Origin of the sequence: Bradyrhizobium sp. NBAIM14 (genome assembly GCF_020193895.1) — a bacterium.
Lineage (GTDB): Bacteria > Pseudomonadota > Alphaproteobacteria > Rhizobiales > Xanthobacteraceae > Bradyrhizobium > Bradyrhizobium yuanmingense.
In genome coordinates, this window is the sequence record NZ_JADYVQ010000022.1 from 1 (window position 1) to 17,520 (window position 17,520).

The following is a 17,520-nucleotide window of genomic DNA, read 5'->3' on the forward strand; positions in this document are numbered from 1 at the left end:
CGTTTGAGGAGCGCGGCCGCCACATTCTCAAAGGCGTGCCCGACAAATGGCGTCTGTTCCGTGCGGTAACGACCTAGCACGTCTTCACCCGCCATGCGGTCAACGCACCGATGACCGCTTTTGGCCCACCGCTGACTTCGCGTCTTAGGCTCGCAGCGTCCGCTTCCGAGGGCTGAGGGGAAACCGTCGCCGGAGCCGCCGAGGGCAGCCTTTGCCCCAAAGCCGACCTGCCGCAATGGAATGAATGCAGACGACAAGGAGCTGCCCGAGCCAACACGGCCTTACTCGAACGTACCCGGCTAGGCTTTCCTGCCTGACGACGGATCACCGGTCGGACGTCAGCGACTGGGGTCCGGACGGAGTACATCAGTCCTGATTCAAGCCGGTCCGAGTGTCAGCGGTGGCGTCCGCTGGGCGTCGACTCGCCGGACAGCCGACCCTCACGTACCAAAGCTTCGCTTCGTACCCCGCTGTGCCTTGAAACCTTGCATCTCAAGCTGCAGAATTGCCAGGCACCCCAAAGGCTGACGATGGATGCCGCTGCGGCAGGAACAACGGGTTGAGCGGCACCTTGCCGCGATTTTTGCGGCGGACGTCGCGGGCTACTCGCGATTGGTAGGCCTGGACGAACTTGGCACCTTGAAAAGCCTCGCCAACGCGCGTGAGGTCATGGACACTCTCATTGAGGAGCATGGGGGCCGGATTGCCAACACTGCGGGTGACAGCGTCCTGGCGGAGTTCCCGAGCGCGGTGGATGCCGTTCAATGCGGCGTTGCGGTCCAGGGTCGACTGCTAGAAATGGGACGAGAGATCGCTCGAGACCGGCGTGTCCAGTTCCGGATCGGTATTCACGTGGGGGATGTCGTAGCGCGCGGGCGAGATCTGCTTGGAGATGGGGTCAATGTCGGCGCGCGGCTCCAAGAAGTCGCCGAGCCAGGGGGCGTGTGCATCTCGGGCGCCGTCTACGAGCAGGTCCACAAGGCGCTCCCATTCTCTTTCAAGAATCTGGGTCTTAAAAAACTCAAGAACATCGACCGAGCGGTCCAGGCCTACGCTGTTTCGAGCGAGAGCCTGGGCTCGGCGCGGACGGGCTTCGCCGACCCGACCGCGCACGATGGCGCGTCGCAGCGGGCGCGAAGCATTGCCCTTGCTGCGATCGCCGTCGCTTCCCTGGTGCTTGCGAGCGCGGGCGGAGCCGTGTGGTGGATGGGGGCCCAGCAGCGAGGCGGGGTGCAGAACGCGGGCGACAGCACCCCGGTGCGGTCCGACAAACCCTCAGTTGCCGTGCTGCCGTTCTCCAATCTCAGCGACGACAAAGCCCAAGAATACTTCTCGGATGGGATTACCGATGATGTGATCAACGAGCTTTCCAAAGTGGCCGGGCTCTTCGTCGTCGCCCGCAACTCCACCTTTACCTTCAAGAACACTGCCGTGGACGTGCGAAAGGCCGCTGCGGATCTCGGGGTCCGCTACGTGGTGGAAGGCAGCGTGCGCCGAGCCGCGGACCGGATTCGCATCAACGTTCGACTGGTCGATGCGGCGAGCGGCGGGCAGCTCTGGGCAGATCGCTACGAGGGCGCGATGGGAGATGTTTTCGGGCTGCAAGACGAAATCGCCGGCAAGATCACGCGAACATTGGCGGTTCAGTTGACATCCAAGGAGCAGGGGCAAATCGCCACCAAGCGCACCGAAAACCCGGTGGCCTACGACGAATTCCTGAAGGGTTGGAACAGGTACCTTCAGCAGAATCCGAAGGCCGCGCGCGAGGCGATCGGCCACTTCGAGCGAGCGATCGAAATCGAGCCGAATTACTCTCGTGCTTTTGCTGCGCTCGCGGCCACATACTGGCAGATTGCAAGGAGACAATGGCAGGAAGAGAGGTTCGGGCTAAGATCGGTGCACGATGCGCGCTTGAAGGCTGAAGAGTACATCACAAAAGCACAACAGTCTCCGATTTCCCTCAATCATCAGGTCGCTTCGGCCATTCTGTCTCAGCAAGGAATGCACGAGAAGGCGATCAAAGAGGGAGAGCGAGCAATCAGCATGGATCCCAACGACGCGAACGCCTACGTCGCGCTCGCTGGAGCGTTGAGCTTAGCCGGTCAGCCGGCCAAGGCTCTTGAGCTCGTCCTCCATGGCATGCGGCTCAATCCATTCTCCCCACCTTCTTACTTTTATGAACTCGGATTGGCCCAATTCGGGTTGGAGCAATTTCAAAGTGCAGCGGCAAGCTTGGAGCGGGCTATCGCTCTCAATTCAGACGACCGATGGGCTTATCGTGTACTTCTCGCCGCCTACGGCCATTTGGGCCGGAAAGCGGACGCTGAACGGATCTTTTCGTTGGCCGAGAAGAATCGACAGGGACTAGACCCACTCTCTATTCGAGGAACTGCTTTCTGGTATCCCTTCAAGGATTTAGCGGATTGGGAACGCATGGCGACGGGCCTTAGACTCGCCAACGTGCCCGATTAGCGGCCTCAAAATCTCATTACCTGACCTGGGGCGACGTCCAAGACCTGGACACTAGTAGATCCTAAAGCTTTCTTGAATTCGGCCGGGGTTCGGTTCAGCACCGGAAAGGTGCCGTAGTGTATTGGTATCACCGCTTTCGGCTTGATCAGCTCCCGAACCGCGTAAGCGGCTTCGTCAGGCCCCATGGTGAAAAAGCCCCCGATGCACACCAGCGCGAGGTCCGGGTTGTGGAGCTCCCGAATGAGCGCCATGTCGCCAAAGGCGCTGGTGTCGCCCGTGTGGTAGACCTTGAAGCCGTTCTCCATCTCAATCACGTAGCCAACGGAAACTCCGGCCCCTCCGCCTTGCCGGATGGATGCTGACTGGTCAGGGTTCCTTATGCCGAGAATATTGTAGTCGAGCGACGAGCTGTGATCGGCCGGCACCATATGGATCTTGACGCCCCGGCCGAGCGGCTCGGCCATGCCGCCCCTATTCATGGCAATGACGTTGTTCTCTTCAAGGAGACCCAGCGCGACAAGATTTCGTCCGAACTCGTAATTGGCAAGAACCTTGGCGCCCGTCAGACGTGCCAGATCGAGGAGATCGGAAATATGATCCTGGTGGCCGTGCGTCACCAGGATCAGGTCCACTTTTCCAATCGCCTTCAAGTCCCGGTACTCAGGCGGCGTCTTCGGGTTTCTGGTGAGGAAGGGATCAATCACTATCACTTTGCCGGCGACACTAGTGATGCGGGTCGTTGCGTGCCCAAGCCAAAGCACTTCCACCGGTTGGGCTGCGGGATAGCCCGGGACGATCACGAGAAAGAAGCTCACAAAGAGAGCCCACTTGGCTTTCATTGGAAACTCCGAACAACCGCTTCTGCTTTCGTGATTACTCTATCACGGTATTCGACGGAGTCGCACGCGATCCGACTGAGAGCCCCGCGGAACTTGGAACCATGTTCAGACGATCTAATTGGAACGTTGTCCATCTCAGCTGAGGACCAGCAGCTGGTAAGCATGTTGATGAGGAGGGAGCCAAAAATGGACGACGAACGAAAATCATCAAAAGCGGGGAAACGGGCCGCTGAAGGCTTGCGCGAAGCAGCTTCCAAGGAGGAAGAAAAAACCGAGAGCAAGATGGGGCAGGATCTAGCTAAGGGCGCTGATCGTTTCGAAGAGCGCTCGAAAAGCTCTGATGGAAGAAGCGCAGGCGAGAAACAAAAAGACTGAAGTCCCGGCTTTCCGGCTTTCTGACAGAACGCACCCTCAAACGACTGCGCGGCATCTGCCTGCGCTGGCTATTCGTGCCAAGGAAAGGGGCGGCTCGCGCGTGAAGCGCGCTTATGACCCCACGGCAGACGTTAGGCTGTTCGCGTTGGCAAGTTGCTCAAGCGGCCGTGCTGCTGCCTAAAGCACGGCGACATCGCGAACGCAATCGGCGGACGCTTGCGCGAGCCGCGCTCAGCATTCGACCCTTCAAGGTGAAGTCTACCGTTGGCAGGTGCCACCGCGGCAATGCGACGAATAGTGCCTTTGGTACTCGGCTCCGGGACCGAACCGCAGCGCGAGCCAGTCCTGACGGAGGATGGTCTCACTAGGGGGCGGTCGCAGACAACAGCGTTGAGGGACATTGGTTCGCGTCAGCTTTGGCTCCGCAGCGATTTTCACGATGCACCAAAGCGCGATGCGATTAGGATGAATCGTCATCGGAAAAGCGCTACGCACTTTTCCGGATCATGCTCTAACGCACAGAGGCGTCGAATGCCGTCACCCGTTCAAGGCTGTAACAGCGAAAGGAGGCGTTGTCGGTCCTGATCAAGAACACGCTGGGCTCTGCGCAATGTGTCCAACTCTATTTCAGCGGTAGCGGTATCCTTTCCTTCCCGCCTCAACTGAAGGATCGCTCTCTCTTGCTCTGCAAGGCGTCGTTCTCCTTCAACTACATCGCGCTCGACCTGCCTCAACGCATCATAGACGAAGGTCTTGTCCATCAGTGTGCTCAGCTGGCGCCGCCAATCTCTTCTTTTTCGATCAACCTCAGCTCCGTCTCAACGTTCCCGCTCGCCACCGCTTTTTGCCGAAGCCAATCTCATGCGCCGGGCAGATTAAAGCTGCTTGTGCCCGCAGAGCACTGCGCTGGCGCCGGGCTGGTTCCTTGTCTGGCGATTCTTCAGAGCCGCCTCATCGATCCAGGTACCGCTTGGTCCCTCGGTGCCATTGCGAGAGAGAGCAGCCGCACGCGCTCGTTGGCACGCATGCCAGCATTCGGTCATCGTCTTGTATCCAGTCAGGCCCCGAGGAGGCTTGCTTGCCGGCTGTCGCCAGCCACAGCTTGTGTCCCTCGCGTGCTCGGGCAGATAGATAGCTCGCTAAAGAAACTAATTCCCCAGCGGACTGCATCGTTCAAGTCCTGGCGCAATTAAATATTAATATAATACGACATTTTAAATGAATTAAATGCTGGACGAGATTTAAATTTGGATTAGAATGAGGGCCGCTTGGCGCCGGATGAACGCGTCAAGGACCTCCTAGAAGCGGCCCCATCATCCCGCCCTGTCGCCCCGTTCCAAGGATGTAAGGGCCGCTTCTAGGGCAAATTGTGAGGCAAATCATGCACCTGTCATTAGGTGATTTGTTTCTCATCTCCGCGGCAACGGCTACGCTCCTCATGATTGAGATCGGAGTCTTGATGATCGTGGGTCTGATCTGAGCCAGTGAAGAAGAGCGTAGGGACTGTTCTGAGGACCACCTACATATCACGTCTCGTTGTAAGCGTGTTCGGCCTCGATCGCGCGGAGCAGGGCGGCAAGGCTGGGATATTCCGCGCCATTGCGGACGTAGCAATTGACGTGCTCGGCATAGCGGGCCGATCCGTCGGGCTTGCCCTGCAAGTGAACAGCAGCACGGCACTGTTGGCGGAGCTCCGGCTCGTTGCTTTCCGGAAAGCATCCGGAACGGAGACGTTCCTATTATAAAGCGAGGAGATTTTCGTCGGGGGCGAGCAGCTTCGCGTAAGTGCCGCTTTCGTGAAGCATCAGCTAGATTAGCCGTTCTCGACCGTATAAGGCGATGCTAGCGCCACACTCTGTGGCGCTGACCTTTCGTTGGTAAAAGTAGCACTCCGCTTGGCTCTGACGTAGATCGGCTCCGAGGCCGGACCGCAGCGCCGAGCCAGGCCTGACGCAGGACGGTCTCACCGAGGGGGCGGTCGCAGAACAGCTACCGCCGGCGCGCCACCGCGACGCCAAACAGAAAGGCGACGAACAGGCTGGCAAGCGGTGCTTCGCGCGTGATCGCGGAAACCGTCGCGAGTGCCCCGCCGGGCTTGCGCGATTCCTCGACTGCGGAAGTGAGGCGATCGACCGCTGCGTGCAGGCCTCCGGCGACTTCACCAATGGTGCGGGAGACGTCCGCGGCCGTATCGATGGCACGCTCGGCCATGCCGGGCTGGGACGAGGATTGCGGTATCTCCGTGCTCAAGGACGCGACCTCCTGGCGTGATGATCGAAGCCGGCACCTTTGGCTATCCGCGCGAGCGCTCGTTTTGAACAGCGGGTTCTCATGACCTTTGGCTATCCGCGACAGGCGCCGTGATTGACGGCGGGTGCCGGCCTTGGATGAGCAATTCGGCGCAGGGGATTTTGTTCCGGATGATATGGCGGCGGCTTGCGCGCTCCCCGGGAAACGACGGGCGCGAATCTCTGTTAGGCTGGGTGAAGCTTGCTGACGTCAGGAGACAGCCGTGACCGACCGGACCATGACGGATCGAGCCCGGCACATCGCCTTGCTCGGCGCTCCCATCGACATGGGGGCTTCGCAGCGCGGCACCTTGATGGGGCCCGCGGCGCTGCGCACCGCCGGCCTTGCGACATTGCTGGAAAGCCTTGATTTCGAGGTCGTCGATTATGGCGATCTGTCCATAGCCGACGTCCGGGACCTCACCGACAGGCCGCCCGAACAGGCCAATCATTACCGCGAGATCCAGCGCTGGACGCGCGTTCTGAGCCGCAGAGGCTACGAGATCGCGACATCAGGTGCGCTGCCGATCTTTCTCGGCGGCGATCACACGTTGTCGATGGGGTCGGTCAATGCCATGGCGCGGCATTGGCAGGAGCGCGGCCGCGAACTGTTCGTGCTCTGGCTCGACGCCCATGCCGACTACAACACGCCGGAGACGACGATCACCGCGAACATGCACGGCATGTCAGCCGCGTTCCTGTGCGGCGAGCCCGGGCTCGACGGCCTGCTCGGCGACGATCCACGCGCCCCGATCGGCCCGGACAAGCTCGATCTGTTCGGTGCGCGTTCGATCGACAAGCTCGAGAAAGAGCTGATGCGCACGCGCCGGATCAGGATCGTCGACATGCGCCAGATCGACGAGTTCGGTGTCGCCGTCCTGATCCGCCGCGTCATCGAACGGGTCAAGGCGAGCAATGGCGTGCTGCATGTCAGCTTCGACGTCGATTTCCTCGATCCTTCCGTGGCGCCGGGCGTCGGCACCACCGTGCCGGGTGGCGCCACCTATCGCGAGGCGCATCTGATCATGGAGCTGCTGCACGATTCCGGCGTCGTCGGATCGGTCGACATCGTCGAGCTCAATCCGTTCCTGGACGAACGCGGTCGGACCGCGCGCACGGCGGTCGAATTGATCGGCAGCCTGTTCGGTCAGCAGATCACCGACCGGCCGACGCCGAGCAATGCCATCGCACCAGGCGAGTGATGGCCGCTGGCCTGCAAGCGAAAGGCCGCGCCCAGGTCGAGCGCGGCTCTCGTGGCGCCTGATCGGCTGCTCTCACCAATGGCGGTGGTGCCGATGCCAGTGGTGCCGAACGACCGGATAGGACCCGCCGTAATAGGCGTAGGCGGGGCGCACGACGCGGCGATAGCGATAGCCGTAGGATACAGGCGCCGTGTAGTAAGTCGTGGTGTAGCCACCGCCCCATCGATAGGGTTCGTCGTATCCGTAGTCGTAGGCGTAGGGGCCGCCGTAGTAACCGGCACTGTAATAGCGGGGACCGCCATAGTAGCCATAGCCAGGTCCCCAGCCGTAGGCGGAGGAGGCAAGGCCACCGATGACGGCGCCTGCGACCAGGCCGCCGGCGATGCCAGGTCCCCAACCTCGCCAATGGGCTTCGGCGGGAGACGTTGCTGCGATCGAGCTCAGGCCCAGAGCGCCGGCCATCAGGGCTGACATTGCAATCTTCTTCATCAACATACCTCTCACATCACATTGCCCCAGGGAATAACGGGAAGAATAAGCAATGGTTGCTGCTGGCCGGTGGCGAGAGCCAATGGGTGCTCGGCGTCGGGACGGCGTCACGGAGAGTTCGGGCCTGGACGGCGACGCCCGCCGTTCCCATCAGTTCGACCAAGAGGTTCGGGACTGCCCCGAGCGGCGCGCGGCGCGCCGAGAAAGAATCCGATCAAATCGCCCTTGAATCATTAAATGGTCGAATGCCGGGAAAAACCGGAAACTTTGGAGCGTGTCCTTAAGTTGGGACGCCACGAGGTTCGGATTTCCGGAGAGCAGGCATGGACGACGACAAGGTCTTGAAGGACGCCGCGGACACCGCCTGGACGGTGTACCGGGCGCGGCACCCCGAGGTCGCCGCGCACGACACGAGGCGCTGTCTGCTGGAACGCCATCTGCAGAGGAGGTGGGAAGAGCACCCAAGCGATACCGAAGAGCTCGCCTCTTTCGGGATAGCCTACCTGCACCGCCTTCCCAGGGATGAATGTTGACGTGCATGAAGATGCTCGTTGTCCGCGTGGCCCGCACGAGCACGAGGCCGAGTTGGACCCTGCTTGCGATTTCATGTCTCATCTCGGCGACCATCGTGACGGTTTTGCGCGTCGTGTGCGAGGGATAGAGCTTGCGCCCGGAGTGCCCGAGCCGGGAACTCCACGCAGCAACCCCGTCGCCTCGCGCGAGGCCACGACCGGCGCGGCATCGCCCAACGCTACGAGCTGCAACAGTAGGGGAACCAGAGGGGGCTCGACCGAATTAACCTGCGATAGGAAGATTGCGGACCCTTCGATGACATATGGTCGCTTCGCGTACTCCATGTCCAGAGCCCTGCGTCACCCCGGCGTGATGGCGTTGATCGTGGCGGGCGTGACGATTGCGGCCATGCTGATCGTCGACCACGGCCCGTGGAGCCGGGCCAAGACACAGCCGGCCCACGTCGCGATGTACGCGACCACGGGTGAAGCGGCACGGGCCGCTGGCGCCCTGGTGCTCCCGACCGATCCGAAATCGCCGATCGAGCCGCAGCGGCCGAAGACGTCTCCAACCGTCAATCCCGTGACGCCGTAAAGCGCGATGAATCGTCATCGCGCTTTAGGTTATCGTTTGAGCATGATCTTTTCGGAAAACCGCTAGACACTTTTCCGGATCATGCTTCAGCCTCTCAGCTCTTGCGGCCGTAGTTGAGGAGGCCGCCACTCGTCTTCGGCGGATGAGCCCGCAAGGCTTCCTCGTTCGGCTCGGTGCCCCAGCCGGGCCGGTTCGGGATGATGAGATGGCCGTTCTCGATCTCCGGCTCGTGCGTGAACAGCTCGCGATCCCAGGACAGACGATCGATGTCGATCTCCATGATGCGCAGGTTCGGCACCGCGGCGCAGAAATGCGCGTTCATCATCGAGCAGAGATGGCCGTAGAAATTGTGCGGGGCGACGTTGACCTCGAAGGCTTCGGCCGCCGCGGCGATCTTCATCGACTGCCAGACGCCGTTCCAGGGCGTGTCGATGATCGCGACATCCATGGCCTGCGCGTGGAAGTAGGGCAGGAATTCACGCAAGGAGAGCAGCGTCTCGCATGACGAGATCGGGTGCGGGCTTTGCTTGCGTATGTAGGCGAGCGCTTCCGGATTGAAGCTGTCGATCTCGACCCAGAACATGTCGAGGTCGGCGATGGTGCGCAGGATCTTCAAGTAGCCTTCGGTCTTGGCGTTGAAGTTGCAGTCGAGCAGGATGTCGACGTCGGGGCCCGCGCCGTCGCGGATCGCTTCCAGATGCATATGCAGGTCGCGCAGGATCTTGCGGTCGACGTTGATCTCGGGCGCGAAGGGCGAGCCGAATCCGGGACGCCAGCCGGTCGGCTTGCCCTCGTCATAGGAAAAGATGTTGGTCTTGAGCGCGGTGAACTTCTTCTCGCGCACCTCGCGCCCCATCGCCTTGACGCCGTCGAGAGTTTCGATCGCCGGCTTGTACCAGGACGGGTGGTTGATGCGCCACGTGGCGCAATGCGACCAGTAGACCCTGACGCGGTCGCGGATCTTGCCGCCGAGCAGCTCATAGCAGGGGACGCCGAGCGATTTCGCCTTGGCATCGAGCAGCGCATTCTCGATCGCCCCGAGCGCTTGCGCCACCACGCCGCCGGCCGCAGGACGCGTCGCCGCGAACAATTCGGCAAAGATGCGCTCGTGCTGGAAGACGTTCTGCCCGACGACACGCGCCGAGAGGCGCTGGATCGCCGCACCGACGCCGGGCGAGCCAAAGCCTTCGTCGAATTCGCTCCAGCCGACGATGCCGTCCTCGGTCGTCAGCTTGACGAAATGATAGTTTCTCCAGCCGGCATCGCAGGCGAGGATCTCGAGGCTCGTTGCTTTTGAAGATTTGGTCATGTCGCTCCCTACTCGCCCGGCCGGGCTTTTCTTATAGCCCGATCTTGAGCCGGGCCCGGACCGCATTGTTAAGCCAAGCGCGGGGCGGCGGGAAGATGCAGAGATGCGGCGCGGCAGCGCGTCCGAAGCAGGCCTTGCGTCAGCCGATCACCGACGAGCCGAGCAAAGCGAGAACGGCGAGCGCCATGACTGCGGTGCCGAGCCAGCCCAGCGCGATCAGCCAGGAGCGAGCCCTGAAGCGGCCCATGATGGTGCGGTTCGAGACGATCAGCATCATCATCGCCATGATGGGGACGGCGACGATGCCGTTGAGCACCGCGCTCCACACCAGCATGTTGATCGAGTCGATGCCGGTGAAGCCGAGGCCGAAGCCGATGAGGGTTGCCGCGGCGATGATGGTGTAGAAGCCGGCCGCCTCGTCCGGCTTGGCCTCCAGCGTGGCGCGCCAGCCGAAGATCTCGGCAACGCCATAGGCCGCCGAGCCCGCCAGCACGGGAATGGCGAGCAGGCCCGTGCCGATGATGCCGGTCGCGAACAGGGCGAAGGTGAAATCGCCGGCCAGCGGCCGCAGCGCTTCTGCCGCTTCCGTCGCCGAGCCGATATTGGTGACGCCGTTGGCGTGCAGAACCGATGCGGTGGTCAGGATGATGAAGAAGGCGATGCCGTTCGAGAGCAGCATGCCGGAGATGGTGTCCGTCTTGATGCGGTCGAGCTCGTGATCGCCGCCGCGCTTGAGCTGGCGAAGCGGCTTGTCGCGCTCGCCCTGGTTCATCTCCTCGACCTCCTGCGAGGCCTGCCAGAAGAACAGATAGGGGCTGATGGTGGTGCCGAGCACGGCGACCACCATCAGGAGATAATCGGCGCTGACATTCGGCTTCGGCCAGACCGCGGCGAGCAGCGCTGTGCTCCAGGGAATCTGCACCGTGAAGGCGGTCGCGACATAGGCGAACAGCGCCAGCGTGAGGAATTTCAGCACCGGCGAATAGCGGCGATAGGGCACGAACACCTGCAGCAGGGTCGAGCCGGCCGCGAAGATCAGCGCGTGCTCGTGGTTGAGGCCGCCGATGACGAGCGAGAGCGCCTCGGCCATCGCGGCGATGTCGGCGGCGATGTTGAACGTGTTCGCGGCGACCAGCATGGAGACCAGCGCCAGCACCGCCCAGCGCGGCGCGACGCGCATGACGTTGGCGGCGAGCCCCTTGCCGGTGACGCGGCCGATCTGCGCGCTGACGAGCTGGATCGCGATCATGAACGGCGTGGTCAGAAACACGGTCCACAACAGACCGAAGCCGAATTGGGCGCCGGCCTGCGAATAGGTGGCGATGCCCGACGGGTCGTCGTCGGCAGCTCCGGTGATGAGGCCGGGCCCCAGCCGTTGCAACAGCGTCGGCGCGGATTTCGTCGGGGTGAGGGCGCTGTCGCTCATCAACGGGCTCGAACGGGTGCGGGACGTCGTCTTTAGCAAATGCGAATCGACTGCCATAAGTTCCCGCTGCCGAAGCGGGCGGCTGATTTCCGAAAAGGCTAAGTCGAGTTTGCTCCGTCGGGCAAAACAGGGCTATATTGCCATCATCGGCCTACCTGATGCTGACGAACATGCCCCAGGCCGCGGCCAGCGCCGCGCCGGTGAAGAGAACCACCGGGTTGTCGCAGAACGTGCCGCCATACCTGCACACGTCCGCGCCGAATTGGCCGAGCTCATGACGGCTCGCGGAATAGAACAGTCCCGACAGCACCAGCAATGCAGCGGCGACGTAATACATCGAAGGTCTCTCCGGCTTGCCCCGTCCAGGCGACATGTCCCAGCATGAGGCGAAGAGATTTCACTTCGGCCAATCCGCTTTGCGGCATTTGAGATAAAGTTTGACCCGTCGGGCAAAACACCGGCAAGATGGCACAATCGACCGTGCCGGCGTGATGACCGGTCGTCGACATCAAAAAGGCCCCGCACCGCGGGGCCTTTGTCGTGTCGGAGCTCTGCCGGTCTATCGCCGTGAGCCCATTCCGTACAATTCGCGCTCGCGGACGACATCCTCCGGCGACAATGGCGGGCTTGCGGCGTCGAAGTCGGTCCAGCCGGACTTCTGCCATGCGGCGCTGCGCTCCTGAAGGTTGACCGATCGCTCGTGCAGAAGCGCATCGAGGCGCGCGCGGTCCTGATCTGGCACCCTCGCGGACACCAGCGTGCCGCCGCGGCGGACGCCCTCGGCATAACGCGATGCGTCTTCCCTGGAGACGCCGGCCTCGGTCAGGGCGCCGATGATTCCGCCGGTGGCCGCGCCGGCAGCCGCGCCGGCCGCGGTCGAGGCGAGCCATCCGGCCGCGACCACCGGACCAAGGCCCGGGATGGCAAGGAGGCCAAGGCCTGCGAGCAGGCCGGCGGCGCCGCCGAGCCCAGCGCCGATGCCGGCACCGGTGCCGGCGCCTTCGGCGCGATCATCGGTGCCGTCGCGGTCACGATCGACCTTGCCGGAGCGTGAGCCGTACCAATTGTCCGAATTGTTGGCGACGAGGCTGATGTCGGAATGCGGCACGCCGGCGCTTTCGAGCCGGGTCACGGCCCGCTCGGCATCGGCGTAATTGTCGTACAGGCGAGAGATGGTCGTCGTCATGTCTGGATCTCCTTGCTCGCGGATGACTTGCGCGAATTACTTGGCGGAAATTACTTGGCGGGGTTGACGTTGCCCTGGAAGTCGACGCTGACGTCGGTCTTGGTGCCGGCCTTGTCGGCCTTGCCGCGCCAGACGCCGTTGTCGTCCTTCTGGAGGCCGGAGACGTTGGAATAGCCCGCGCCCTCGATCCGCGATTTCGCCTGTCCCTCGGTGAAGCTGTTGCGGCCCGCGACCGGCGCGTTGGAGTTGTTCTGGTCGGAGCTGTTCACGGCGTTGTTGCCCGGCCCGCTTTGCGCCGGCTGCGATTGGGCGCCCGCGGGCACCGAACCGAGCAGCACCAAGGTTGCGGCCAGCACTGTCATACGTTTCATGTTGTTGTCTCCTGCAAGTGATTGTGCGGGCGACAACAAGTGAGAGTCGGATTGGTTGCTATTGGTTTGGATGAGTTTGCTGCGGCTCTTCGGTCGCGGCTCTTGGTAACGACGACGAGCGAGTTGCCGCCGCGGCCGGACATGCGTCCGCCACCTGCTACTTTGAAGATTGCACAGACTCGGCTTGGCCCTTGGTGGGCTCCCACGGCGCCGGAAGGATCACGCGGATGGGGCGGGCTTCGGTGGCGCCCTGAACCACAGGTGCGGCCTGTTCCTTGACGGGCTCAGCCAGCGCCACGCTCATCGGTGCAACCAGCAGCGCCAGGGAAGTTGTCATCAGCCGCACGTCCAGCATCGAAGCCTCCTGTTTGCGTGCTAACGCAATCCCCCGGAGTTGGTTCGGGGGCGATGGCCGGGAACAAGTGGCAATTTGTCGGGTTTGTAGAACACACGCCTGGAGGACCGGGCTGCTGGAGGAGGACACGATGAACATCAAGGCGATCATTGCCGCGGCCGTGCTGACGTCGGTTGCGGCTCCCGCGTTTGCGCAAACGTTCTACGTGGTGCAGGACGTCAAGACCAAGAAGTGCACCATCACCGAGTCGAAGCCGACGACCACGGAAACGACCGTCGTCAGCGGCGACACCGTGTACAAGACCAGGTCTGAAGCCGAGGCCGGCATGAAGACCGTCAAGGTCTGCACCTCGAACTGATGCACTGAGAGCGAAAGTCTCACCCGAGCCTGCGCTCGAAACAAAGCCCGCGCGGAGCGATCCGCCGCGGGCTTTATTTTTGCAAAGTTCATTAGTGTCGGTCCGCCACGCGCGGCCAGATAGGAACTTGGTCCGTCCCGGTCGATTGTCGTCGCACTTGAATGACGGGTGAGCCAACTCCGACCATGCAATCACGCTATCCCTTGCTGAAGCGGTGGACGGCGGACGAGCATGAGCGGCTGAAAGCGCTGGCCGAAGCCGGACGCCGCCCCGACGAAATTGCCGCAGAGCTCAACCGGAGCGAAGCCGCCGTGCGGGTGCGGGCCTGGCAGCACCGCATCGCGCTGCGCGGCGTCATGCAGAGGCGCGGCAAATAGCGCGTGCTGGGGGCGTGGACTCGTCGACACTCGGTCAGCGGGTCGCTGGAGATGTGAAGGACGCAGCGCGGGACGCCTCTGACGCCCTCAAGAAATAGCCAAAAAAGGAAAGTCTCAAACTGGCCGCCTCAGGGCGGCTTTTCCTTTTCCGCCAAGCCCAGGGCGATGACGAAACACGCCTGAAACAGTGCTGAAACCAGATCGTCCTGAACTCGGCGCCGGCCGGGGCCGACCAACAAAGCGAAACGGAGAGACAATCATGATCCAGATCGGTTCGAAGGAAGAAGTCGCGCTGCTGCTGGCGCTGTTTGGAACGCATACCCAGCCGGCGCAGCGGCCGAAGCCGAAATCGCAGCAGAGGTGAGTGACGCCATGCCCGGTTTGGCCGAATGCCAGAGCCTGCTCCGGCTTCTGATCGCCAGGGGAGATCCCAAGGCCATCCCGCTTGCCAAGGGCGCCATCGACCAGTACCTGAACACCGCACCGTTAAGCATGCGCGGGCGGGGTCTGCGCGTGCTCCAACGCGACGCGCTCGACCAGCACGATGCCGCGGTCGGCGTGCAGCGCTCGTTCGCCGAGACGGTGGACGCCTATATCGAGCACAAGCTCGCGGAGGAGTGAGCCGGCGCGGCCCGATCGCGTGCCGCCCGGTGTTCCCGGAACCTGCTGATTTCCAAAGTGATTTTTTGCGGTTCTTTGCAACCTTCGCTTGCCCTCTGCGCTATAGGGGGCAAGAGGATTACGGTCATGACGCGATATTACTTTGACCTTCGCGACGACAAGGGAATTGCGCTGGACGAGGAGGGACTGGAATTGTCCAGTGCGCGTGCGGTTCAGGCCGAGGCCGCCAAGTCCGTCGCCGACCTTGCGCGCGATGCGATGCTCGGCGCGCCGCCCACCGGCGACCGGCAGGAAATGGCGATCGAGGTGCGCGATGCGAGCGGCCCGGTCATGCAGGTGAAGTTCAATTTCCAGATCGAAGATCTCAGGTCGCGCCCGCAGTCACGCGGTCATTGACGCGTCAGCGTCGGGCGGGACGGCTCGGGCAGGGGCGGGCAAAGCTGCTCGGAGTCCAGCACCGCGATCTTTCGGCCGAGCTGCCAGACCTCGACCTTGCCGAGCCGTGTGAACCGCTTCGCAAAATCGACCGCGGAGGAATCGGACGGGGCTTCGAACGCTTCGGCGGAGCGGAAGACGCCGTTCTCGCCGATGAGATAAGCGCGATATTGCATCATGTCGGCGCCCTCAGGCCGGGCGAGCGCAGCCAGGAATCGATCTGCATGGCGGTTTCGTCGCGGCGCGCCTGGCGCAGCAGCATGTCGCGGCGGGGGCCAGGGGCCAATTTGCGCGCTTCCTCGCGGCAGCGCTCCGCTTCGTCCGCGAGTCTCTCGCGCAACGTGGTGGTCTGTTTGAAACGACGCCGCTTCTGCATGGGCGTGCTCCCTCATGAGAGTAGGGCGGGAGCGCAACTGGCGTTCTCATCACCGATCGATGCCACGGGCCTTGCGGTGATGAATTTACCTTACGCCTCCGGCACAGCGGAGTCACATCATTTGATATGGTGCGCGGATTAATTTTCGCGAGAAGCTTGAGCGTGTTGAGCGGCTTACTCAATTTGCGCCGCGCGAGTCCTAAAGTTCAATATTGAACAGAAGCGACCTCTGTTAGTTGATGTTGCATCACCGGCCAAGGCTTTGTCCGTAGGCGTCGGTGGCTGAGAGACCGAGCGCGCTCCCGCCTGCAAAGTAAGGGAGCACCGCGATGACCGTCTATCGGCCGTTGCCAGCCGACCACGAGCAGACCGAATACATGCGCCAGATCGTGCGCGAATGCCGCGAGCTGTTGAAGCAATCGCCACCCGATACGTTTCTGGGACGCAGGACGCACGAGCCTTTCCAGGGCGAGGGCGACGCTACGCCGAACGAGGAGCGTTGACCGTCAGCGCAATCGCGATGGTCGGCGAGAGGCCGGCCTGCAGGGTGCGGGTTTGCGCGGCGTTGTCGCAGATGGCTTGTGCAATGGAGCGCTCGCGGAGCAAGGCGAGGCGAAGCCGCTCGGCTTCGCGGAGGGCGGCATCGGCGCGCGCCAACAGGGGATCGTCCGTTGATCCGTGCATGCGAGGGAACGCGATGGGTTGCCGTTTGTTCCTGGTGGGGGCGCTCGAACCTGTTTTAAGCGATCACGTCTTCCTTCTCGGTCCCTCGCGCGACGATCTTCAGGGCGTCGTCTCCGAGCGGCCGCTGCAACGCACTCGCTTCGTCCCAAGGTGCCCGGAGCCACACGTCCCACTCCTCAGCGGTCGTCAGGATCGCCGGCATGGCCTTGGGATGGATCGGTTCAACCACTGCGTTCGGGTTAGTCGTAAGAAACCCATAGACCTGATGCGGTCCCGGAATGGGTTTAGACTTCGTCCCGCGATCACCGTTGAACGTGGTCCAGATGCCGGCGAACGCGTACAGAGGTCGCGCCTCCGCGAGCGCAAACCAAACGACGTCCTTTTTCTTGGTTTCCGGATTCGGCTCCGGCGCGTACTCGGCAAAGCTATTCGCCGGCACGAGGCAGCGGTGCTCGGGCTTGAGCCAGGCTCGCCAATGGGGTGACGAGGTGTTGCGGATGTTCGTGACGGGCGGCCCGCCAGTGCGGGGCGGCGGCGGCATGCCCCAGCGCATCATCACCAGCTCGCGCTCGCCGCCCGCGTCGCGAATGACGGGGGCGGGGTAATCCGGAAAGACGCCGGGCATCGGCGGCAAGTTGCCTTCGTAGCGACGGACGATGCGGAAGAGGTCGGCGATGGCCACCTGATTGGTCGTAATCGAATATAGATTGCACATGAGTGGGATTGTCTCTTATCGCTCGCCCGGCCACCAGGTCGTAGGCGGTTGGCTGGCTGAAATCTTTGTTGGCCGCAGCGCCACAAGCTCGCTGCGCTTGTAGGGGTGCCCTCGCATCTGCGAACAATCCTTGCAGCGCATGTAGCGTTCAAGTTCGTGGATCGGAGTCGTCTTTGGTCGCCGAATGATCTCGAGTGCTATGGTCTGATTGGTATCGCAGCCATGACAGCGGACCTCGAGGTAGGGGTATCCTCCATTGATCGCATCGCCGATGGTCGGCGAGGGCTGCGCCGGTCCCTTGTAACCGAGCATCCGGCTGTTCCACGCCACACAGGCCAGCTTGTCAGCTTCCTTGCGCGCCTCTCTGGCGCGCTCGGCCGCCATCTTGATCTGAGTGCCGAAGAGATATTGGCGCGACTTTGTGGACATCCGGGTATCAAAGGCATGAGCCAACAGGGTTTGGCAAATTATCGATTCCTAGTAGGCGACGGAGCCGGCGAGCTACTGCCTCTCGTGGCTGTGGAAAACCATGCCT

The 17,520-nt window shown here is 62.4% G+C and carries 26 protein-coding genes; 10 read left to right on the top strand and 16 right to left on the bottom strand.

Going from position 1 to position 17,520, the window contains the following annotated elements; genetic code table 11:
• The first annotated feature begins 534 nt into the window (after positions 1–534).
• Complete coding sequence (locus I6F28_RS32115) at positions 535–2,472, top strand: adenylate/guanylate cyclase domain-containing protein (protein ID WP_225142896.1); 1,938 nt, start codon at positions 535–537, stop codon at positions 2,470–2,472.
• A 5-nt stretch (positions 2,473–2,477) separates the two neighbouring features.
• On the opposite strand, the gene I6F28_RS32120 is transcribed toward I6F28_RS32115, so the two are convergent.
• The gene (locus tag I6F28_RS32120; RefSeq protein ID WP_050992072.1) at positions 2,478–3,311 is read right to left on the bottom strand and encodes a metal-dependent hydrolase; all 834 of its coding nucleotides are present in this window, start codon (positions 3,309–3,311) and stop codon (positions 2,478–2,480) included.
• Positions 3,312–3,497: 186 nt separating this feature from the next.
• On the opposite strand from I6F28_RS32120, the gene I6F28_RS32125 reads away from it, so the two are divergent.
• A complete protein-coding gene (locus I6F28_RS32125; protein ID WP_225130304.1) occupies positions 3,498–3,686 on the top strand; it encodes a hypothetical protein in 189 nt (62 codons plus the stop codon).
• Positions 3,687–4,231: 545 nt separating this feature from the next.
• On the opposite strand, the gene I6F28_RS32130 is transcribed toward I6F28_RS32125, so the two are convergent.
• The 3 genes from I6F28_RS32130 to I6F28_RS32135 form a co-directional block, all read right to left on the bottom strand.
• Positions 4,232–4,447 carry a hypothetical protein gene (locus I6F28_RS32130; RefSeq protein ID WP_225142897.1) on the bottom strand — a complete coding sequence of 72 codons (216 nt, stop codon included), beginning with the start codon at positions 4,445–4,447 and terminating at the stop codon, positions 4,232–4,234.
• Between the two features lie 765 nt (positions 4,448–5,212).
• Positions 5,213–5,347, bottom strand: coding sequence for a hypothetical protein (locus I6F28_RS37555; RefSeq protein ID WP_260343353.1), 135 nt, complete (start codon positions 5,345–5,347; stop codon positions 5,213–5,215).
• Between the two features lie 328 nt (positions 5,348–5,675).
• Positions 5,676–5,936 carry a hypothetical protein gene (locus tag I6F28_RS32135; protein WP_036007657.1) on the bottom strand — a complete coding sequence of 87 codons (261 nt, stop codon included), beginning with the start codon at positions 5,934–5,936 and terminating at the stop codon, positions 5,676–5,678.
• Positions 5,937–6,198: 262 nt separating this feature from the next.
• On the opposite strand from I6F28_RS32135, the gene rocF reads away from it, so the two are divergent.
• Positions 6,199–7,176: an arginase gene (gene rocF, locus I6F28_RS32140; protein WP_225130308.1), complete on the top strand. Its 978-nt coding sequence runs from the start codon at positions 6,199–6,201 to the stop codon at positions 7,174–7,176.
• A gap of 72 nt (positions 7,177–7,248) precedes the next feature.
• On the opposite strand, the gene I6F28_RS32145 is transcribed toward rocF, so the two are convergent.
• Positions 7,249–7,665 carry a hypothetical protein gene (locus tag I6F28_RS32145; protein ID WP_036007763.1) on the bottom strand — a complete coding sequence of 139 codons (417 nt, stop codon included), beginning with the start codon at positions 7,663–7,665 and terminating at the stop codon, positions 7,249–7,251.
• A gap of 323 nt (positions 7,666–7,988) precedes the next feature.
• Between I6F28_RS32145 and I6F28_RS32150 the strand changes: the two genes are divergently transcribed.
• Together I6F28_RS32150 and I6F28_RS32155 are read left to right on the top strand one after the other, a co-directional pair.
• Positions 7,989–8,198 (top strand): hypothetical protein, encoded by a 210-nt coding sequence (locus tag I6F28_RS32150; RefSeq protein ID WP_225142898.1) that lies wholly within the window; start codon positions 7,989–7,991, stop codon positions 8,196–8,198.
• 295 nt (positions 8,199–8,493) lie between these two features.
• Complete coding sequence (locus I6F28_RS32155) at positions 8,494–8,772, top strand: hypothetical protein (protein ID WP_036028856.1); 279 nt, start codon at positions 8,494–8,496, stop codon at positions 8,770–8,772.
• Positions 8,773–8,866: 94 nt separating this feature from the next.
• Here I6F28_RS32155 and I6F28_RS32160 read toward each other — a convergent pair whose 3' ends face one another.
• The 6 genes from I6F28_RS32160 to I6F28_RS32185 all read right to left on the bottom strand — a co-directional run bounded on the left by I6F28_RS32160 (position 8,867) and on the right by I6F28_RS32185 (position 13,419).
• Complete coding sequence (locus I6F28_RS32160; RefSeq protein ID WP_225142899.1) at positions 8,867–10,081, bottom strand: mandelate racemase/muconate lactonizing enzyme family protein; 1,215 nt, start codon at positions 10,079–10,081, stop codon at positions 8,867–8,869.
• Between the two features lie 139 nt (positions 10,082–10,220).
• On the bottom strand, positions 10,221–11,507 hold the full coding sequence (locus I6F28_RS32165; protein WP_225130312.1) for an NRAMP family divalent metal transporter: 1,287 nt from the start codon (positions 11,505–11,507) through the stop codon (positions 10,221–10,223).
• 151 nt (positions 11,508–11,658) lie between these two features.
• A complete protein-coding gene (locus tag I6F28_RS32170) occupies positions 11,659–11,844 on the bottom strand; it encodes a hypothetical protein (protein WP_036007759.1) in 186 nt (61 codons plus the stop codon).
• Between the two features lie 222 nt (positions 11,845–12,066).
• A complete protein-coding gene (locus tag I6F28_RS32175; protein ID WP_036007643.1) occupies positions 12,067–12,693 on the bottom strand; it encodes a general stress protein in 627 nt (208 codons plus the stop codon).
• 50 nt (positions 12,694–12,743) lie between these two features.
• Positions 12,744–13,064 carry a hypothetical protein gene (locus I6F28_RS32180; protein ID WP_109145701.1) on the bottom strand — a complete coding sequence of 107 codons (321 nt, stop codon included), beginning with the start codon at positions 13,062–13,064 and terminating at the stop codon, positions 12,744–12,746.
• A gap of 157 nt (positions 13,065–13,221) precedes the next feature.
• Positions 13,222–13,419, bottom strand: a complete 198-nt coding sequence (locus I6F28_RS32185; RefSeq protein WP_225130313.1) for a hypothetical protein — start codon at positions 13,417–13,419, stop codon at positions 13,222–13,224.
• Positions 13,420–13,549: 130 nt separating this feature from the next.
• Here I6F28_RS32185 and I6F28_RS32190 point away from each other — a divergent pair, with 130 nt between their 5' ends.
• From I6F28_RS32190 to I6F28_RS32205, 4 genes are all read left to right on the top strand, one after another.
• Positions 13,550–13,777, top strand: a complete 228-nt coding sequence (locus I6F28_RS32190) for a hypothetical protein (protein WP_225130315.1) — start codon at positions 13,550–13,552, stop codon at positions 13,775–13,777.
• Between the two features lie 185 nt (positions 13,778–13,962).
• Positions 13,963–14,154 (top strand): Myb-like DNA-binding domain-containing protein, encoded by a 192-nt coding sequence (locus I6F28_RS32195; protein ID WP_109142990.1) that lies wholly within the window; start codon positions 13,963–13,965, stop codon positions 14,152–14,154.
• 372 nt (positions 14,155–14,526) lie between these two features.
• Positions 14,527–14,775 carry a hypothetical protein gene (locus I6F28_RS32200; RefSeq protein WP_225111967.1) on the top strand — a complete coding sequence of 83 codons (249 nt, stop codon included), beginning with the start codon at positions 14,527–14,529 and terminating at the stop codon, positions 14,773–14,775.
• Positions 14,776–14,901: 126 nt separating this feature from the next.
• Positions 14,902–15,171 (top strand): DUF6894 family protein, encoded by a 270-nt coding sequence (locus tag I6F28_RS32205; RefSeq protein WP_036043973.1) that lies wholly within the window; start codon positions 14,902–14,904, stop codon positions 15,169–15,171.
• On the opposite strand, the gene I6F28_RS32210 is transcribed toward I6F28_RS32205, so the two are convergent.
• Positions 15,165–15,389 (bottom strand): hypothetical protein, encoded by a 225-nt coding sequence (locus I6F28_RS32210; protein ID WP_036043971.1) that lies wholly within the window; start codon positions 15,387–15,389, stop codon positions 15,165–15,167. The two genes, I6F28_RS32205 and I6F28_RS32210, sit on opposite strands and share 7 nt — an antisense overlap.
• Positions 15,386–15,586 (bottom strand): hypothetical protein, encoded by a 201-nt coding sequence (locus I6F28_RS32215; protein ID WP_036007627.1) that lies wholly within the window; start codon positions 15,584–15,586, stop codon positions 15,386–15,388. The genes I6F28_RS32210 and I6F28_RS32215 overlap by 4 nt, the downstream gene beginning before the upstream one ends.
• 329 nt (positions 15,587–15,915) lie before the next feature.
• Between I6F28_RS32215 and I6F28_RS32220 the strand changes: the two genes are divergently transcribed.
• Positions 15,916–16,089, top strand: a complete 174-nt coding sequence (locus I6F28_RS32220; protein ID WP_225130317.1) for a hypothetical protein — start codon at positions 15,916–15,918, stop codon at positions 16,087–16,089.
• Here the strand turns inward: I6F28_RS32220 and I6F28_RS32225 are convergent.
• From I6F28_RS32225 to I6F28_RS32235, 3 genes are all read right to left on the bottom strand, one after another.
• On the bottom strand, positions 16,067–16,243 hold the full coding sequence (locus I6F28_RS32225) for a hypothetical protein (protein WP_225130319.1): 177 nt from the start codon (positions 16,241–16,243) through the stop codon (positions 16,067–16,069). The genes I6F28_RS32220 and I6F28_RS32225 overlap by 23 nt on opposite strands.
• Before the next feature lie 82 nt (positions 16,244–16,325).
• On the bottom strand, positions 16,326–16,985 hold the full coding sequence (locus tag I6F28_RS32230) for an SOS response-associated peptidase (protein ID WP_225130321.1): 660 nt from the start codon (positions 16,983–16,985) through the stop codon (positions 16,326–16,328).
• A gap of 15 nt (positions 16,986–17,000) precedes the next feature.
• Positions 17,001–17,414, bottom strand: coding sequence for a hypothetical protein (locus I6F28_RS32235; RefSeq protein WP_225130323.1), 414 nt, complete (start codon positions 17,412–17,414; stop codon positions 17,001–17,003).
• Positions 17,415–17,520: the final 106 nt, after the last annotated feature.

What these genes read in the sequence shown, in the direction of transcription:
- I6F28_RS32115 (WP_225142896.1), top strand. Translation starts at nt 535, where the DNA reads ATGCCGCTGCGGCAGGAACAACGGGTTGAGCGGCACCTTGCCGCGATT.
- I6F28_RS32120 (WP_050992072.1), bottom strand. Translation starts at nt 3,311, where the DNA reads ATGAAAGCCAAGTGGGCTCTCTTTGTGAGCTTCTTTCTCGTGATCGTC.
- I6F28_RS32125 (WP_225130304.1), top strand. Translation starts at nt 3,498, where the DNA reads ATGGACGACGAACGAAAATCATCAAAAGCGGGGAAACGGGCCGCTGAA.
- I6F28_RS32130 (WP_225142897.1), bottom strand. Translation starts at nt 4,447, where the DNA reads ATGGACAAGACCTTCGTCTATGATGCGTTGAGGCAGGTCGAGCGCGAT.
- I6F28_RS32145 (WP_036007763.1), bottom strand. Translation starts at nt 7,665, where the DNA reads ATGAAGAAGATTGCAATGTCAGCCCTGATGGCCGGCGCTCTGGGCCTG.
- I6F28_RS32150 (WP_225142898.1), top strand. Translation starts at nt 7,989, where the DNA reads ATGGACGACGACAAGGTCTTGAAGGACGCCGCGGACACCGCCTGGACG.
- I6F28_RS32155 (WP_036028856.1), top strand. Translation starts at nt 8,494, where the DNA reads ATGACATATGGTCGCTTCGCGTACTCCATGTCCAGAGCCCTGCGTCAC.
- I6F28_RS32160 (WP_225142899.1), bottom strand. Translation starts at nt 10,081, where the DNA reads ATGACCAAATCTTCAAAAGCAACGAGCCTCGAGATCCTCGCCTGCGAT.
- I6F28_RS32165 (WP_225130312.1), bottom strand. Translation starts at nt 11,507, where the DNA reads ATGAGCGACAGCGCCCTCACCCCGACGAAATCCGCGCCGACGCTGTTG.
- I6F28_RS32170 (WP_036007759.1), bottom strand. Translation starts at nt 11,844, where the DNA reads ATGTATTACGTCGCCGCTGCATTGCTGGTGCTGTCGGGACTGTTCTAT.
- I6F28_RS32175 (WP_036007643.1), bottom strand. Translation starts at nt 12,693, where the DNA reads ATGACGACGACCATCTCTCGCCTGTACGACAATTACGCCGATGCCGAG.
- I6F28_RS32180 (WP_109145701.1), bottom strand. Translation starts at nt 13,064, where the DNA reads ATGAAACGTATGACAGTGCTGGCCGCAACCTTGGTGCTGCTCGGTTCG.
- I6F28_RS32185 (WP_225130313.1), bottom strand. Translation starts at nt 13,419, where the DNA reads ATGCTGGACGTGCGGCTGATGACAACTTCCCTGGCGCTGCTGGTTGCA.
- I6F28_RS32190 (WP_225130315.1), top strand. Translation starts at nt 13,550, where the DNA reads ATGAACATCAAGGCGATCATTGCCGCGGCCGTGCTGACGTCGGTTGCG.
- I6F28_RS32195 (WP_109142990.1), top strand. Translation starts at nt 13,963, where the DNA reads ATGCAATCACGCTATCCCTTGCTGAAGCGGTGGACGGCGGACGAGCAT.
- I6F28_RS32200 (WP_225111967.1), top strand. Translation starts at nt 14,527, where the DNA reads ATGCCCGGTTTGGCCGAATGCCAGAGCCTGCTCCGGCTTCTGATCGCC.
- I6F28_RS32205 (WP_036043973.1), top strand. Translation starts at nt 14,902, where the DNA reads ATGACGCGATATTACTTTGACCTTCGCGACGACAAGGGAATTGCGCTG.
- I6F28_RS32210 (WP_036043971.1), bottom strand. Translation starts at nt 15,389, where the DNA reads ATGATGCAATATCGCGCTTATCTCATCGGCGAGAACGGCGTCTTCCGC.
- I6F28_RS32215 (WP_036007627.1), bottom strand. Translation starts at nt 15,586, where the DNA reads ATGCAGAAGCGGCGTCGTTTCAAACAGACCACCACGTTGCGCGAGAGA.
- I6F28_RS32220 (WP_225130317.1), top strand. Translation starts at nt 15,916, where the DNA reads ATGACCGTCTATCGGCCGTTGCCAGCCGACCACGAGCAGACCGAATAC.
- I6F28_RS32230 (WP_225130321.1), bottom strand. Translation starts at nt 16,985, where the DNA reads ATGTGCAATCTATATTCGATTACGACCAATCAGGTGGCCATCGCCGAC.
- I6F28_RS32235 (WP_225130323.1), bottom strand. Translation starts at nt 17,414, where the DNA reads ATGTCCACAAAGTCGCGCCAATATCTCTTCGGCACTCAGATCAAGATG.